The 15,544-nt window shown below is 40.3% G+C and carries 15 protein-coding genes and 1 pseudogene; 15 read left to right on the plus strand and 1 reads right to left on the minus strand.

From position 1 onward, the window contains the following. The 13 genes and pseudogenes from AC52RT_RS07195 to AC52RT_RS07255 form a co-directional block, all read left to right on the plus strand. The coding region (locus AC52RT_RS07195) for a S1 RNA-binding domain-containing protein (RefSeq protein WP_495540123.1) at positions 1 to 168 on the plus strand (168 nt) is incomplete at its 5' end. A gap of 247 nt (positions 169 to 415) precedes the next feature. Continuing rightward, the gene (locus AC52RT_RS07200; protein ID WP_495540111.1) at positions 416 to 1,393 is read left to right on the plus strand and encodes a polysaccharide deacetylase family protein; all 978 of its coding nucleotides are present in this window, start codon (positions 416 to 418) and stop codon (positions 1,391 to 1,393) included. A gap of 42 nt (positions 1,394 to 1,435) precedes the next feature. Further along, a complete protein-coding gene (locus AC52RT_RS07205; RefSeq protein WP_495540112.1) occupies positions 1,436 to 2,662 on the plus strand; it encodes a M16 family metallopeptidase in 1,227 nt (408 codons plus the stop codon). A gap of 110 nt (positions 2,663 to 2,772) precedes the next feature. Continuing rightward, entirely contained in the window at positions 2,773 to 2,937 is a 165-nt protein-coding gene (locus tag AC52RT_RS07210) for a hypothetical protein (RefSeq protein WP_495540113.1), read from the plus strand. A gap of 121 nt (positions 2,938 to 3,058) precedes the next feature. Next, a complete protein-coding gene (dpaA, locus tag AC52RT_RS07215) occupies positions 3,059 to 3,967 on the plus strand; it encodes a dipicolinic acid synthetase subunit A (protein WP_495540124.1) in 909 nt (302 codons plus the stop codon). Then, complete coding sequence (locus tag AC52RT_RS07220) at positions 3,957 to 4,553, plus strand: dipicolinate synthase subunit B (protein ID WP_495540114.1); 597 nt, start codon at positions 3,957 to 3,959, stop codon at positions 4,551 to 4,553. Before dpaA ends, AC52RT_RS07220 begins: the two co-directional genes overlap by 11 nt. Positions 4,554 to 4,716: 163 nt before the next feature. Then, a complete protein-coding gene (gene asd / locus AC52RT_RS07225) occupies positions 4,717 to 5,772 on the plus strand; it encodes an aspartate-semialdehyde dehydrogenase (protein WP_495540115.1) in 1,056 nt (351 codons plus the stop codon). A 58-nt stretch (positions 5,773 to 5,830) separates the two neighbouring features. Continuing rightward, positions 5,831 to 7,075: pseudogene (dapG, locus tag AC52RT_RS07230) on the plus strand (aspartate kinase). A 24-nt stretch (positions 7,076 to 7,099) separates the two neighbouring features. Continuing rightward, positions 7,100 to 7,969 (plus strand): 4-hydroxy-tetrahydrodipicolinate synthase, encoded by an 870-nt coding sequence (dapA, locus tag AC52RT_RS07235; RefSeq protein WP_495540116.1) that lies wholly within the window; start codon positions 7,100 to 7,102, stop codon positions 7,967 to 7,969. A 211-nt stretch (positions 7,970 to 8,180) separates the two neighbouring features. After that, positions 8,181 to 9,854 (plus strand): ribonuclease J, encoded by a 1,674-nt coding sequence (locus AC52RT_RS07240; protein WP_495540117.1) that lies wholly within the window; start codon positions 8,181 to 8,183, stop codon positions 9,852 to 9,854. A 120-nt stretch (positions 9,855 to 9,974) separates the two neighbouring features. Then, entirely contained in the window at positions 9,975 to 10,709 is a 735-nt protein-coding gene (locus AC52RT_RS07245; RefSeq protein ID WP_495540125.1) for a ClpP family protease, read from the plus strand. Then, a complete protein-coding gene (locus tag AC52RT_RS07250) occupies positions 10,706 to 10,930 on the plus strand; it encodes a YlzJ-like family protein (RefSeq protein WP_495540118.1) in 225 nt (74 codons plus the stop codon). The genes AC52RT_RS07245 and AC52RT_RS07250 overlap by 4 nt, the downstream gene beginning before the upstream one ends. A 159-nt stretch (positions 10,931 to 11,089) precedes the next feature. Next, on the plus strand, positions 11,090 to 13,432 hold the full coding sequence (locus AC52RT_RS07255; RefSeq protein WP_495540119.1) for a DNA translocase FtsK: 2,343 nt from the start codon (positions 11,090 to 11,092) through the stop codon (positions 13,430 to 13,432). A gap of 41 nt (positions 13,433 to 13,473) precedes the next feature. Here AC52RT_RS07255 and AC52RT_RS07260 read toward each other — a convergent pair whose 3' ends face one another. Further along, positions 13,474 to 13,800, minus strand: coding sequence for a DUF6509 family protein (locus tag AC52RT_RS07260; RefSeq protein WP_495540120.1), 327 nt, complete (start codon positions 13,798 to 13,800; stop codon positions 13,474 to 13,476). A gap of 345 nt (positions 13,801 to 14,145) precedes the next feature. On the opposite strand from AC52RT_RS07260, the gene AC52RT_RS07265 reads away from it, so the two are divergent. Continuing rightward, entirely contained in the window at positions 14,146 to 14,871 is a 726-nt protein-coding gene (locus AC52RT_RS07265) for a GntR family transcriptional regulator (RefSeq protein ID WP_495540121.1), read from the plus strand. 90 nt (positions 14,872 to 14,961) lie between these two features. After that, positions 14,962 to 15,544: BMP family lipoprotein (locus AC52RT_RS07270; RefSeq protein WP_495540122.1), on the plus strand; the 583-nt coding region annotated here is incomplete at its 3' end.

Consider the following 15,544-nt stretch of genomic DNA (forward strand, 5'->3'; position numbering starts at 1 on the left):
CATATTTCTGAGCTTGCTGAGGAAAGAGTCGGCAAAGTAGAAGATATCTTGGCAATTGGTGATGAAATTGAAGTGAAAGTTACTGAAATTGATAAGCAAGGGCGGGTTAATCTTTCTCGCAAAGCCGTTTTAAAAGCTCAAAAAGAAGCAGCTAATTCTCAAGAATAATGAGAATTAAGGAAAAAGGCAGGCGGTTCCTTGTGAATTCGCACTGCCTTTTTTGCTATGCTAAAAACCCATTCAATGTTCTACGCCACTGCTCTATTTCATACTCTTTTTAATAAGGACAAGGGAATAGAGCTTTTTTCTTTTCTTTGGGAAAAAAGAGTGTATATCTTTTATGACTAAAGAGGTTGAGCAAAGCCATCCTAAGGGTACTTGCGAAAGCAAGCTATGTATGAAGGAGGCAGTGGAAATGGGCAATAAGTGGAAACGTTTAGTTGCGATTTGTATGATAGCAGGTATATCATGGTTAATGGTGCAAAATCCTTATACTGATCAATATGTAGCTGGTTTAACAAAACCATCTGTTGTCGTCACAGGTACGGTTAAAGAGAAGGATTCGCTTTATTTAGAAATTGAACAAAGTGCCTCAAAGTATGAGGTAGCTCCACAAAACGCACGAATTGATCGGGTATGGAAGAGGGTTCCAGGATTAAATGGTCTGCAGGTAAACGTAAAGGACTCCTACAAGCTGATGAAAAAGAACGGAGTATTCAATAAAAAGAAACTCATTTTTGATCAAATTCCACCTTCCGTCCATCTAAATGAACTAGAAGCAGTACCTATTTACCGAGCTCATCCAGAGAAACCGACCGTATCCTTGTTGATTAATGTGGCATGGGGAAACGAATATCTCCAGGATATGCTGGCAGACCTCAAAAAACATCAAGTGAAAGCGACCTTTTTTTTAGAAGGAAGATGGACTAAAAACAATCCCGAATTGGCTAAGATGATAGCAGAGGGCGGGCATGAAATCGGCAACCATTCTTATTCACATCCGAATATGGAACGGATTTCAAGCCAAGCTTCCAAGGATGAAATTCAAAAAACGACTGAAGTGATAAAAGCAGTTACGGGCAAGGATGTCACCTGGTTTGCTCCGCCGAGTGGAAGTTTTCGAGAAGAAACAGTCAAAATTGCAGACTCACTCGGTTTAAATACGGTATTATGGAGTGTGGACACCATAGATTGGCAAAAACCGAGTCCGGAATTATTGCAAAAGCGGGTCCTTTCCAAAATTCACCCTGGTGCCTTTGTGTTGATGCATCCGACCGAATCGACGGCAAACTCACTTGACCAGTTAATCACGGAGTTTAAGAAACAAAACTTTCATGTTGTGACTGTAACAGAAGCAGTAAATGAAAAAAGAATCGTTCATACGCATGAGTAAGTGAGAGCGAAATGAGCAACAAGAACTAGGGAGGAATGTTTGTTGATTAAGAAATATACATGCCAAAACGGAGCAAGAGTTGTACTAGAAAATATCCCAACAGTCCGCTCAGTTGCAATTGGTGTATGGATTAAAACAGGTTCAAGAGATGAAACACCTGAATTAAATGGTATATCTCACTTTTTGGAACATATGTTCTTTAAGGGGACCGCGACTCGAAATGCTAGAGAAATTGCTGAGGCATTCGACAGCATCGGAGGGCAGGTTAATGCCTTCACTTCAAAGGAATATACCTGCTACTATGCGAAAGTCCTTGATACGCACGCTAGCTTTGCATTAGAAATCCTAGCCGATATGTTCTTCAATTCGACGTTTGATGAAGAAGAAATGAAAAAAGAAAAAAATGTTGTTTACGAAGAGATTAAAATGTATGAAGATACACCTGACGACATTGTACATGATTTGTTAAGCAAAGCTGTTTACGGAGATAACGCACTTGGTTATCCAATTCTCGGAACTGAAAGTACGCTCGAAACATTTACAAACAGCACAATGAAACAATATGTACATGATTTTTATACTCCAGATCGTGTAGTCATTTCAATTGCTGGAAATGTAGATGAAAAACTTATTAAGGAAGCGGAAGGATTCTTTGGTTCTTATACCGGCGGAACAACAAATCATGTTCTGGATAAACCCGTTTTCCATCAAAACAAATTAACGCGTAAGAAAGAAACAGAGCAGGCTCATTTATGTCTAGGATTTGAAGGACTGCCAATGGGTGACCCTGATATGTACAGCCTAATCACATTAAATAATATTCTTGGCGGCAGTATGAGCAGCCGACTCTTCCAGGAAGTGCGTGAACAAAGAGGACTAGCTTATTCAGTCTATTCGTATCATTCTGCATACCAAGATAGTGGAATGGTTACTGTCTATGGCGGAACAGGTGCTAATCAACTCGACAGCTTGTTCGAAACGATCCAATCGACGATTGCCTTATTAAAGAAAGATGGCATAAGTGAAAAAGAACTAAGAAATAGCAAAGAGCAGCTAAAAGGAAGTTTGATGCTAGGATTAGAATCAACAAACAGCAGAATGAGCCGTAATGGTAAAAATGAGCTGCTCCTTAAAAATCATCGTTCACTGGACGATATCATATACTTAATTGATGAAGTTTCAATTGAAAGTGTCAACATGCTTGCTAATCGTATTTTCACTGATCATTATTCAATATCCCTAGTCAGTCCGATGGACAGCTGGAAATAAAAACTCAAAACCTGTACTTGATACAGGTTTTGAGTTTTTTTGCTGGGAAAATATATAGTGCTGGGTACTGCGCGTCTGATTGATTATCTGTGGAACAAGGGGAAAAGTGTGTGAAACAGACAAATTTCTGTGCGCTTGGAGCGGATTTAAGTGCGAAAATAGCCAAACCATGTGCGCTTCCGATGCTTTTCTGTGCGGGTGTTGTACAATTCATCAATCGAATAGTCTCGCTGGTTGAAGCCGCTTTCGAGCGGCTTTTTTTTTGCTTTTTTTAGTGAATCTGCGGAAGATAAAATCATTACCTACAGTCCAAACACTCATTTTTTTTAACCACATACACTGTGAATGTACGAATTACGGAAAGAAGCCATTTTCAATAAAGTAGGTGACCGTTTGATGCTAACAGGCATGCAAATTGCAGTAATAGGTGGAGATGCGCGTCAGCTTGAGGTTATCCGTAAATTAACTGAAATGGATGCGAAGCTTAGTTTAATAGGCTTTGAACAACTCGATCATGCCTTTACTGGTGCAGTCAAAGAGAAAGTTGAAGATGTTGATTTTTCTGAAGTTGATACCATTATCCTGCCTGTTCCTGGAACGAATCTTGAGGGAAAGGTGGAAACCATCTTTTCGAACGAAGAAGTGTACCTTACAGATGAAGTCCTTTCTAAAACTCCGTCACATTGTACGATTTATTCCGGAATCAGCAATACTTATTTAGATACTCTGGTTAAAAAAACAAACCGTCGTTTAGTTTTGTTATTTGAGCGAGATGATGTTGCTATCTATAATTCCATCCCTACTACTGAAGGGACAATTATGATGGCCATTCAGCATACTGACTTTACCATTCATGGTTCTACTATTGCCGTGCTCGGACTTGGACGTGTTGGAATGACGACCGCTAGAACCTTTCAAGCTATGGGTGCAAAAGTAAAGGTAGGCGCCCGCAAGAGTGAAGATATCGCTCGCATTATAGAAATGGGGTTAACGCCGTTTCATTTTAATGAACTGGTTCATGTGATGAGGGATGTTGATATTTGTGTAAATACAGTACCCCATCCGATTCTTACAGCCAGTGTACTTGCAGCCATGCCAGTTCATACACTCATTATTGATTTAGCCTCAAAGCCCGGAGGTACTGATTTTCGCTATGCTGAAAAAAGGGGGATTAAAGCATTACTAGCACCGAGCCTTCCAGGAATTGTTGCGCCTAAAACGGCAGGGCGAATCTTAGCTAATGCCTTATCACAGCTAGTTGAAGAAGATATGAAAAATGAAAGGGGAAGCAAAAATGAATCTTAAGGGTGTCAGAATTGGTTTCGGGTTAACGGGTTCCCATTGTACTTATGATGATGTGTATCCTGAAATAGAAAAGCTGGTTAATGAGGGAGCAGACGTCATTCCCATTGTATCTGGGACAGTAAAGAATACAGAAACTCGGTTTGGCAAGGGGGAAGACTGGGTTGCTCGTATCGAAAAATTGACGGGTTATCCTGTTGTCGATACAATTGTAAAAGCAGAACCGTTGGGACCAAAAATGCCGTTAGCTTGCATGGTCATTGCTCCTATGACGGGGAATTCGATGAGCAAGATGGCTAATGCGTTGACTGACAGTCCTGTATTAATGGCTGCGAAGGCCACAATGAGGAATCATCGGCCAGTAGTTCTCGGAATCTCCACCAACGATGCATTAGGTCTTAATGGTGTTAATTTAATGAGACTAATGGCAGCAAAAGATTTATATTTTGTTCCCTATGGGCAGGATGATCCGATTAATAAACCGAACAGTATGGTTGCAAGAATGAGTTTAATTCGGGAAACAATCGTGGCCGCGTTAAGCGCGGAACAATTGCAGCCTGTGATTATTGAGCCCTATAAAGAGGTATAAATAAATGAGTTCCAGATCAACTGCTATATATCCCGAATATTTAGTAAAAGTCTATTTCTTTGAGACGTTAATATGTTAAAATGGGTGATATTCTAACATAAAAATGATAATTAACGCTTTTGGCTTTTTACAGTCAAGGTTTGATGAAAAGGGGAAATAGACAATGGTAGAGATACAGGGACTAAACATAGCAGTTATAGGAGCAACCGGTGCAGTTGGAAAGCAAATGATTAAAACACTTGAATCTAGAAATCTGCCTATAAAGAATCTTCTTCTCTTATCCTCGGCTCGTTCTGCAGGTAAAAAAGTAACCTTTAAGAATAAAGAATACGTTGTTCAGGAAGCAAAACCTGAAAGCTTTGAAGAAATAGATATCGCTTTATTCAGTGCAGGAGGAAGTGTATCAAAAGAATTGGCTCCTGCAGCCGTGGAACGCGGCGCAATCGTAATCGATAATACAAGCGCTTTTCGTATGGCAGCGGATGTTCCGCTCGTCGTACCAGAAGTAAATGAACAGGATCTTCTTAAACATAATGGTATTATTGCTAATCCGAACTGCTCGACTATCCAAATGGTAGCAGCCCTAGAACCACTGCGCAAAGCATACGGCATAAGCAAAGTAGTTGTTTCAACGTATCAGGCTGTATCTGGAGCAGGAGCCGCTGCTATTGCTGAATTAAAGGAGCAGTCACGCGATCTTCTTGAAGGCAAAGAAATTGAACCAAAAATCCTTCCAGTAGGCAGCGGGGAGAATCATTATCAAATTGCTTTCAATGTTATCCCTCAGATTGATAAGTTTGAGGACAATGGGTTTACATTTGAAGAAATGAAAATGATTAATGAAACTAAAAAAATCATGCATATGCCGGAGTTAAGTGTGGCAGCTACTTGTGTACGTCTGCCTGTAGAAACAGGTCATTCTGAGTCTGTTTATGTTGAAATTGACACGGATGGGGTTTCAGCAGGAGATATTAAAGAATTACTGAAGAAAGCGCCGGGAGTTGTTCTTCAAGATGATCCGGATAACCAAGTTTATCCTATGCCTGCCACATCCGTTGGCAGAAATGAAGTATTTGTCGGAAGAATAAGAAAAGACCTTGATGAATCAAAAGGCTTCCATTTATGGATTGTCTCTGATAACCTTCTAAAAGGAGCGGCGTGGAATTCTGTACAAATTGCAGAAAGCCTGCTTAAATTAAACTTAGTGACTATTAAATAAATGTACTATGAAAACGCAGCGCCAGGGGTAAACTTGGCTTGTATTTGAGGTGTGCTAAATGAAAATCATCGTCCAGAAATTCGGGGGAACCTCTGTCCGTGACGAGGGAAGCCGTTCACATGCTAAGCGACATATAAAAAAAGCACTAAGTGAAGGCTATAAGGTAGTGGCTGTAGTCTCGGCAATGGGCAGAGCAGGGGAACCGTACGCAACTGACACACTACTTTCTCTTGCGGGAGGAACTGAAAGTAAATTAACCAAACGTGAACAGGATTTAATGCTCTCTGTCGGAGAGACAATTTCTTCTATAGTATTTACGAATATGCTTCTTCAGCATGATATAAAAGCTACAGCTTTTACAGGTGCTCAAGCGGGTTTCCATACGAACAGCGATCATACCAATGCTAAAATAATGGAAATGAAGTGTGAACGGCTGGTAAAAGAATTAGAGACCAATGATGTGGTTGTGGTTGCCGGGTTCCAAGGAGCTGCGAAAACGGGTGACATTACGACAATTGGCCGCGGCGGCAGCGATACCTCTGCAGCTGCACTAGGTGCAGCACTTTCCGCTGAATGGGTTGATATCTTTACCGATGTTGAGGGAATCATGACAGCCGATCCTCGGATAGCTGAACATGCAAGACCGCTTTCAGTCGTTACGTATAATGAAGTATGTAACATGGCATACCAGGGAGCAAAAGTGATTCATCCTAGAGCGGTGGAAATTGCTATGCAGGCATAAGTTCCGATTCGAATTCGATCCACTTATACAGATGGTATCGGAACACTTGTAACAAATGTGACTAAGGGAACGAAGGGCAGCGATATCCGCGAAAGATTAGTAACGGGAATTGCTCATGTTTCTAACATCACTCAAATTAAGGTGAAAGCAAAAAAAGATCAGTACAACTTACAATCAGAAGTCTTTAAAGCCATGGCAAAAGCTTCAATCAGCGTTGATTTTATCAATATATCACCAAATGCGGTCGTTTATACGGTGACGGAAGAAATGACTGAACGAGCTATTGAAACATTGACGAACTTGGGCTATGAGCCTTTTGTTGAACGAAACTGCGCGAAGGTGTCTGTTGTCGGCGGCGGGATAAATGGTGTACCAGGAGTAGCTTCTAAAATCGTCACAGCCCTTTCAGAAAAAGGAATTGGAATTCTTCAGTCTGCAGACAGCCATACAACTATTTGGGTGCTGGTAAAAGCTGAAGACCTAGTGGACGCTGTAAACGCACTTCATGATGCTTTCCATTTACATGAAGATGCGTCGGCATCTCCGCTGACAGAAAGATAGTATTTTTATAAAGAGGTGTGTTTAATGATTGACTTTGGAAGAGTATCAACAGCGATGGTTACGCCATTTGATAAAAAGGGGAACCTTGACTTTGGCAAGACGGCCACGCTGATTAATTACTTAATTGAAAACGGCTCAGATTCATTGGTTATTGCTGGAACGACAGGGGAATCTCCAACGCTTTCAGCAGAAGAAAAAATTGCTCTGCTCCGCCATGTTGTAAACGTCGTGAATAAGCGGGTTCCTGTTATTATGGGGACAGGGAGCAACAACACATATGCTTCAATCGAGTTAACGAGAAGGGCAGAAGCGAACGGTGCGGATGCAGTGATGCTGGTAGCTCCTTATTATAGTAAAACGAATCAAGAGGGACTGTATCAACATTTTAAGGCGATTGCAGAAAGTACTGCCCTGCCGGTAATGCTTTATAATATTCCCGGCCGTTCCGCTGTCAATATAGAACCTGAAACCATCTGCAGGCTCTCTAAAATTTCTAATATTGTCGCAGTTAAAGAAGCGAGCGGTAATTTGAACGCCATGACTGAAATAATTGCGAATACGGACGGAGACTTCCGCTTATACAGCGGGGACGATGCACTTACCCTCCCTGTGTTAGCCATTGGTGGCTCAGGGGTTGTATCCGTTGCTTCTCATGTTGTAGGGAATGATATGCAGCAGATGATTCAATCCTTCGTAACCGGCGACCTAAGGGAGGCTGCTAGAGAACACCAGAGGCTCTTGCCGCTGACTACTGCTTTGTTTGCAGCACCTAACCCTACACCTGTTAAAACCGCTCTACAGCTCTCTGGTATTGATGTCGGAGGTGTACGGCTTCCGCTCGTTCCACTAACTGAACAAGAAAGAACAACTTTAAGCGATCTGTTGTCTAAATAAGTTTTTTTACTTAAACAAGTCGATTCTAAGTGGGTTGACTTGTTTTTTTATAAAAGATGAAGGCGATTACTATTTTTTCTTGCGACTTTTCAGTATTTTATAAACTTACATAAATCCGTAAAAAAGTAATAAGTTGTCATGTTTTTTCTTCTTCGGTTATAATGGGTAGAGAATAACGTGCACGGCGATATATTTGAAGGAGGAAACCGGATTGGCTAGAGACAAAAAGAACCAAGGCATCAAAATTATTTCCCTTGGCGGACAAGGTGAATTAGGTAAAAATATGTATGTAGTTGAGGTAAATGAAGATCTATTCATGCTTGATGCAGGATTGATGTTCCCAGAAGAAGAAATGCTGGGAATTGACGCTGTCATTCCAGATATAAGTTATATTATGGAGAATAAACATAGATTAAGAGGGATCTTTATCAGTCATGGTCATGAAGATCATATGGGCGCCCTTGCTTATGTTTTGAAATATATTGATGTACCTGTTTACGGAGCAAAGCTTACACTTGCACTTATACAAGCGCACCTTAAAGAAGCAGACTATTATGAAGATGCGGAATTTGTAGAAATTACATCTGACACTGTTCTTGAGTTTCCTGAAGCAAACATCACCTTTTTTAAGACCAATCACAGCATTCCGGATTCAGTCGGGATTGTCATTCATACATCAGAAGGCGCAATTGTCTATACGGGTGATTTTAAATTCGATCAAGCAGCTGCTGGTATTTATAAGCCTGAAATTGGGAAAATGGCAAGAATCGGGGAAGAAGGAGTTCTCTGCTTAATGTCTGACAGTACAGGAGCGGAAAAACCAGGCTATACCCCATCAGAAGCTCTAGTTGCAACTGAAATGGCCCAAGCCTTTTATAATGCGCCGGGCCGGATCATAGTAGCCTGCTTTGCTTCGAATGTGAATCGTATTCAACTCGTGTTTAATGCTGCTGTTCAAACGGGCAGAAAAGTTGCGGTTGTTGGCAAGAGCCTTCAACGTGTATATGAAACAGCTTTAAACCTTGGTTATTTAGACGTGGAAGAAGAGAGCATTATTCCCGTATCGGAAATCCATCACTATGAAGACAAAGAAATTGTCATCCTTTCAACAGGGCATCAAGGAGAGCCTATTACGGCACTTCAAAAGATGGCTAAGCAATCACATAAACAAGTCGCCATTAAGCAAGGAGATACGGTCTTAATTGCAGCTTCACCGCTTCCAGGGGGCGAATTAATTCTGTCTAAAACCGTAGATATGCTCTTTAGAGTCGGCGCTAATGTCGTTTCATCTAAGCAGCGTGTTCATGTGTCAGGCCATGGCAGCCAAGAAGAACTAAAAATGATGATTAATTTAATGAAGCCTGAGTACTTAATTCCCGTACACGGGGAATATCGTCATCTATTTTCTCATGAAAAAGTGGGAATCGCTGCAGGAATCCCGAAAGAGAACATTATCGTTGCAGATAAGGGCGATGTCATTGAAGTGAAGAAAGACAGAATCCGACTAGCGTCTAAAGTAACATCAGGAAATGTTCTGATTGACGGAAGCGGGGTTGGGGATGTTGGGAATATCGTTCTTCGTGATCGCCGCCTGCTTTCGCAAGATGGAATATTGCTTGTGGTTGTCACCTTGAATCGATCAGATAAATCGATTGCCGCAGGACCTGAAATCATTTCGCGAGGCTTTGTTTATGTAAGAGAGTCTGAGAAATTACTTGAAGAAGCAACGGAAGTTGTTACGGCTGTAGTTAAGAAAAATGGATCGCGCCAGCCGTTTGACTGGTCGACCCTCAAGCAGGATATGCGCGACACCCTTAATTCGTTTTTATATGAAAAAACAAAAAGACGTCCGATGATTTTACCAATCATTATGGAAATTTCATAAACGTATCAATGAAGCCCTTGACTGGTTACGGTCAGGGCTTTTTTGATTTAGTTATAAAAGGGATGAACTTTTGCAACAGGGACAATAATAAATTCATACGCAAATAGAAAGGGGCACGTTATAGTGGAGCAAACACCAAGTCCAGATGAAGGGCGTCAGGAAGTAAAAAATTCAACTTTAATTGAAAAAATTCAACAACTGGGTCAAACCAATGTCCCGCAATTGTCTAAAGACTCAAAAGTTCATTGCTTAACGATTATTGGGCAAATTGAAGGTCATATGCAACTACCGCCGCAAAATAAAACAACTAAATATGAACATGTTATCCCTCAGATCGTAGCGATTGAACAAAATCCTTCGATTGAAGGCTTATTGGTTATTTTGAATACGGTGGGGGGAGATGTCGAAGCGGGCTTGGCTATTGCAGAAATGCTCGCATCACTTTCTAAACCGACTGTTTCCATCGTTTTAGGAGGAGGTCATTCGATAGGCGTGCCAATTGCGGTCTCATGTGATTATTCATTTATTGCGGAAACAGCTACCATGACCATTCATCCAATCCGGTTGACAGGAATGGTTATCGGCGTCCCGCAAACATTTGAGTATTTAGATAAAATGCAAGAACGAGTGATTAAATTTGTAACAAGACATTCAGCTATAGAGGAAGAGACATTTAAGGAATTAATGTTTGCCAAAGGTAATTTAACTCGAGATATTGGAACAAACATTATCGGTCAGGAAGCAGTAGACAATAAATTAATGCACGCGGTTGGCGGTGTTGGTCAAGCTATGCGAAAACTTGATGAATTGATGAATAAAAATAGTGAACTGCCGGAAGGAGGACTCATACAGTGACTATTTATACGATTGTACCCGAGGAACAAATCTTTGCTGAAGCAGCGCCTTCGTTATCACAGGTATTTGAAGTTCAATATCAAGGTGTTCCCCTTCAGGTGCACTATCAAGGAGGGCGTTCGTTTAGAGTGGATCGCATTTTAAGTACAGATCCTGCTGACTACCTGAATCAGTCTGTACAACCAGGCGTTTTTCTTCCGGTGATTCAGTTTGAAAACTAGAATAACACGGCGAAACTGGTGAAATTATGATATACTGGGACTACTATTGAATATCAGCAGCCATCTGGCTGCTTTCTTCTTTCTATACGATAAATTACATACATATACCGGCTTTAAATGATAGAGGAGAAGATAATCAGGAAAAGTAAGGTGATTAAATTGGCGAAAAATAAACGTAAAAAAACAAAACGTACGGATACACTAAAAAGTACGATGAAATTTGAAGTAATGGGTCTAGTATTAATTGCGTTAGCGGCAATTGCTATTGCAAATTTAGGAGCTGTGGGAAAAAGTAGTGTATTATTTGTTCGTTTCTTTATGGGTGAATGGTACATCTTACTTCTTTTAGGCGTGATGGTCAGCGGTTTTTATTTAATGATTAAACGGTCCATACCCGTATTCTTAAAACGGCAGCTGATTGGTATTTATTTTCTTACGGCAAGTATTCTGCTTCTCAGCCATGTGAAATTATTTGAGAATTTAGCAGGAGGAGGACCATTTGAAAAACCGAGTGTCATCAGTAATACTTGGGAATTATTTTGGATGGAAGTAAGAGGAGCCGCAAGTACCAGCGATTTAGGCGGAGGAATGTTTGGCGCAATTCTTTTTGCAGCTTCTTATTTTTTATTTGATCAAGCTGGTTCTAGAATATGTGTCTTGATCTTTATTTTAATCGGAATTATTTTGCTGACAGGGAAGTCTCTTGGCGATACGCTGGGAAAAGTGTTTGGGACAGTGACCAGGTTTATGTCTGAACAATGGCAGGCTTTTATAGATGACATGAAGACATGGAATCAAGATAAAAAAGAAAAAAAGAAAAAAGAACGTGCTAAACCAAAAGAAGTACAAAAACCTGAAAAACGAAAACCCGTACACGAAGAGGAAATTGAGCAGGAGTCTGCGGAGGTAGCAGCTGAACGTCTTATTTCTAACTTTGCTGACACAGCCTATGGCGGCGTGCCGGTACCTGAGGAACCCGTTCCTAGTGTCCAAAAGTCGACCGAACAAAGCAAGGAACCGGAAGAAGATGATTCACCGCCAAATATAACGTTTACTGAAGTAGAAAATAAAGAATACAGTCTTCCACCCTTAACCTTACTTACTGAACCGAAAAAAGCGGATCAAAGCGGTGAATATCAATTAATTCACGAAAACGCAGCGAAATTAGAAAGAACCTTCACAAGCTTCGGTGTCAAAGCAAGAGTGACACAAGTACATTTGGGTCCTGCTGTGACCAAGTATGAAGTTCATCCTGATGTCGGCGTAAAGGTTTCCAAAATAGTTAGTCTCTCTGATGACTTAGCGCTTGCATTAGCCGCAAAGGATATTCGAATTGAAGCACCCATCCCTGGTAAATCAGCTATTGGTATTGAAGTGCCAAATGCTGAAGTGGCCATTGTTTCTTTACGAGAAGTTCTTGAGGCGAAGGATGTAGATAAGCCTGATTCGAAGCTGCAGATTGGACTAGGAAGAAATATTTCTGGTGAAGCGGTTAAGGCTGAATTAAATAGAATGCCCCATCTTCTTGTAGCAGGTGCAACTGGAAGCGGGAAATCGGTCTGTATTAATGGAATTATCACGAGTATTTTAATGCGGGCTAAACCTCACGAAGTCAAGATGATGATGATTGACCCCAAAATGGTTGAACTGAATGTCTATAATGGAATTCCGCATTTATTGGCTCCTGTGGTAACGAATCCGAAAAAAGCAGCCCAGGCTTTGCAAAAAGTCGTTAGTGAAATGGAGCGCCGATATGAGCTCTTTTCACATACTGGAACCCGTAATATTGAAGGCTATAATGAATATGTGAATCATTTTAATATTGAAGAAGATGATAAACAGCCATTGCTTCCTTATATTGTTGTTATTGTCGATGAGCTGGCGGATTTAATGATGGTCGCTTCTTCAGAGGTAGAAGATGCTATTACACGATTAGCTCAGATGGCTCGTGCGGCGGGTATACATTTAATTATTGCGACACAGCGTCCCTCTGTCGATGTTATTACCGGAGTCATTAAAGCAAACATACCATCTCGTATTGCCTTTAGTGTATCTTCAATGACGGATTCCCGAACCATACTTGATATGGGGGGAGCAGAGAAACTCCTTGGTCAAGGCGATATGCTATTCTTGCCGGCAGGGGCATCCAAACCCATCCGTGTGCAAGGGGCATTTCTTTCAGATCATGAAGTAGAAGATGTGGTCGAATATGTAATATCACAACAAAAAGCTCAATATAACGAAGAAATGATACCAGATGAAATTGTAGAAACAACAGGGGAAGTCGAAGACGATCTATATGAGGATGCGGTTTCTTTAATTATGGAGATGCAGACAGCTTCAGTATCGATGCTTCAGAGACGTTTCAGAATAGGCTATACAAGAGCAGCAAGGTTAATCGATGAGATGGAAGCGAGAGGAATTGTCGGGCCTTACGAAGGAAGTAAGCCAAGACATGTCTTAGTTTCTAGAGATCCAAATAGTGAAGCAAATTTATCATAGAATGAAAACTCCCCCCTGTTTTTAGGGGGGAGTTTTCATTATTACAATTCTTCTTCTTTTAAATGTTCTTTGCAAAATTGATCGACCATAGCTAGCTCATCATCTTCTAAATCAAATTCTAATAATTGATCAGTTTCACGCTCTAACAGGTCATATTTTACAATTTTAGAAGTGTTGTCGTCTACAACATAAAGAACACGTATGTACAATCCTTTTTCACTTGCCAGTTCATCATCTTCAGGCACCTCGATATCAAGGAACAGTTCATAGCGTTCCCCAGTTAAGATATCAAACGGGTCTTTTAATCTTTCAACAGTAATACCAGTAATGGTCAACATGTAATCATCCTTCCAAAAAAAATATTTCATTTTATTATACAACAAAAGTATAAGACACATCCAAGGATAAGATATCTTGTCAGGTTTGAGCGGAAAAAGTATACAAAAAACTGAATAATTCTTTATCAATTGCAACCAGATATCAGCTCGTATTGCCATTATATGCCTAATGTAGTGTGTATAAATATACATATAGGATGATTTTCATATATCCCAAAAAGCAGGGATAGGATAATGTTCCTAAAATGATTTTTTTGTGAATTCGCAAAACGCTATTTATTTTGAATCAAATTAATGATATAGTATGTTCGATTAGTAGGAATTGATAATACATCAGAGGTCTGATGTCTTAAGAACTTAGTTGGGGGAAGCTGCATGTCTATTAAGTCAGATAACAGGCACTTATATTTACAGGTTATCGATCATTTGAAGCTCGATATTGAAAAGGGTGTTTATAAAGAGAAAGAAAAACTACCCTCTGAATTTGAGCTTGCAAAGAAGCTGGGTGTAAGCCGAGCTACCCTGCGAGAAGCCCTGAGAATTCTTGAAGAAGATAACGTAATTGTTCGCAGGCATGGGGTTGGTACTTTCGTGAATACCAAACCGAGGGTCTCTTCAGGAATAGAACAACTAAACAGTGTCACTGACATGATTGAACAAGCAGGCATGAAGCCTGGCACTATTTTCTTAAGCTCTTCAACCCAAGAATCAACGGATGACGATACTCGCCGATTTAAGAGTAATTTGGATAGTGGAATGGTTTTAGTCGAGCGTGTCAGGACAGCGAATGGGAAGCCGGTTGTTTATTGTGTGGACAAGATCCCTACAAATATTCTCCTGGAAAGTTCTATTCAGGGTGATGAATCGCTGCTTGATATCTTAGAAAAAGAGGCTGGCAGAAGAATCAGCTATGCTGTAGCGAATATTGAGCCAATGGGCTACCATGAAAAGGTTTCGCCTATTCTGGAATGTGAACCTGAAGCATCTTTGCTTGTCTTAAAACAAATGCATTATGACAGCTCGGATGAACCAATTCTTTATTCGGTTAATTACTTTAAAACGGATATGTTTAGTTTTCATGTCCTTCGTAAGCGTGTCTAATTAATTTTTATGGAGATATGTAAACGGAAACAAGATTTCCTTTTCAGAAAATTCCTATTAAATCAACCAAAACCTTAGGGGGTAAACATTTTGAAAAAACGTAAATTAGGCTTAGCGTTGTCCGTCGTTCTTGCTGCTGGTACATTACTTGGTGCTTGTGGGAACAAAGAAGAGGATACAAAAGAAAAATCAGGAGAAGGCGGGAAAGATAACTTTAAAGTAGCTATGGTAACAGATATTGGCGGTATTGATGATAAATCCTTTAACCAATCTTCGTGGGAAGGCTTACAAGCCTTTGGTAAAGAAAATGGAATTAAAGAAGGTCCCGATGGATTTACTTATCTACAGTCTAAATCTGATGCTGATTATACAACCAATCTTCAAAAGTTAGCTCGTCAAGATTTTAATCTTGTTTTTGGAATTGGGTATGCACTTGCAGAATCCTTAACAGAAGTGGCTGACAGCAAAAAAGAGACAAATTTTGCGATCGTTGACTCTGTAGTAGAGAAAGAAAATGTAGCAAGTGTTAACTTTAAAGAAGATCAAGGATCATTCCTTGTAGGTGTTATCGCAGGCTTATCTACTAAATCAAATAAAATTGGTTTTGTAGGTGGAGTAGATGGAGAACTTATCAATAAATTTGAAGCTGGATTCATTGCTGGTGTTAAAACAG

The sequence above is a fragment of the Peribacillus sp. genome (genome assembly GCF_059453735.1).

Bases quoted from the DNA above. Each gene is read 5' to 3' on its own strand.
- AC52RT_RS07260 (WP_495540120.1), bottom strand. From the start codon at position 13,800: ATGAAATATTTTTTTTGGAAGGATGATTACATGTTGACCATTACTGGT.
- asd (WP_495540115.1), top strand. From the start codon at position 4,717: ATGGTAGAGATACAGGGACTAAACATAGCAGTTATAGGAGCAACCGGT.
- dpaA (WP_495540124.1), top strand. From the start codon at position 3,059: ATGCTAACAGGCATGCAAATTGCAGTAATAGGTGGAGATGCGCGTCAG.
- AC52RT_RS07220 (WP_495540114.1), top strand. From the start codon at position 3,957: ATGAATCTTAAGGGTGTCAGAATTGGTTTCGGGTTAACGGGTTCCCAT.
- dapA (WP_495540116.1), top strand. From the start codon at position 7,100: ATGATTGACTTTGGAAGAGTATCAACAGCGATGGTTACGCCATTTGAT.
- AC52RT_RS07265 (WP_495540121.1), top strand. From the start codon at position 14,146: ATGTCTATTAAGTCAGATAACAGGCACTTATATTTACAGGTTATCGAT.
- AC52RT_RS07200 (WP_495540111.1), top strand. From the start codon at position 416: ATGGGCAATAAGTGGAAACGTTTAGTTGCGATTTGTATGATAGCAGGT.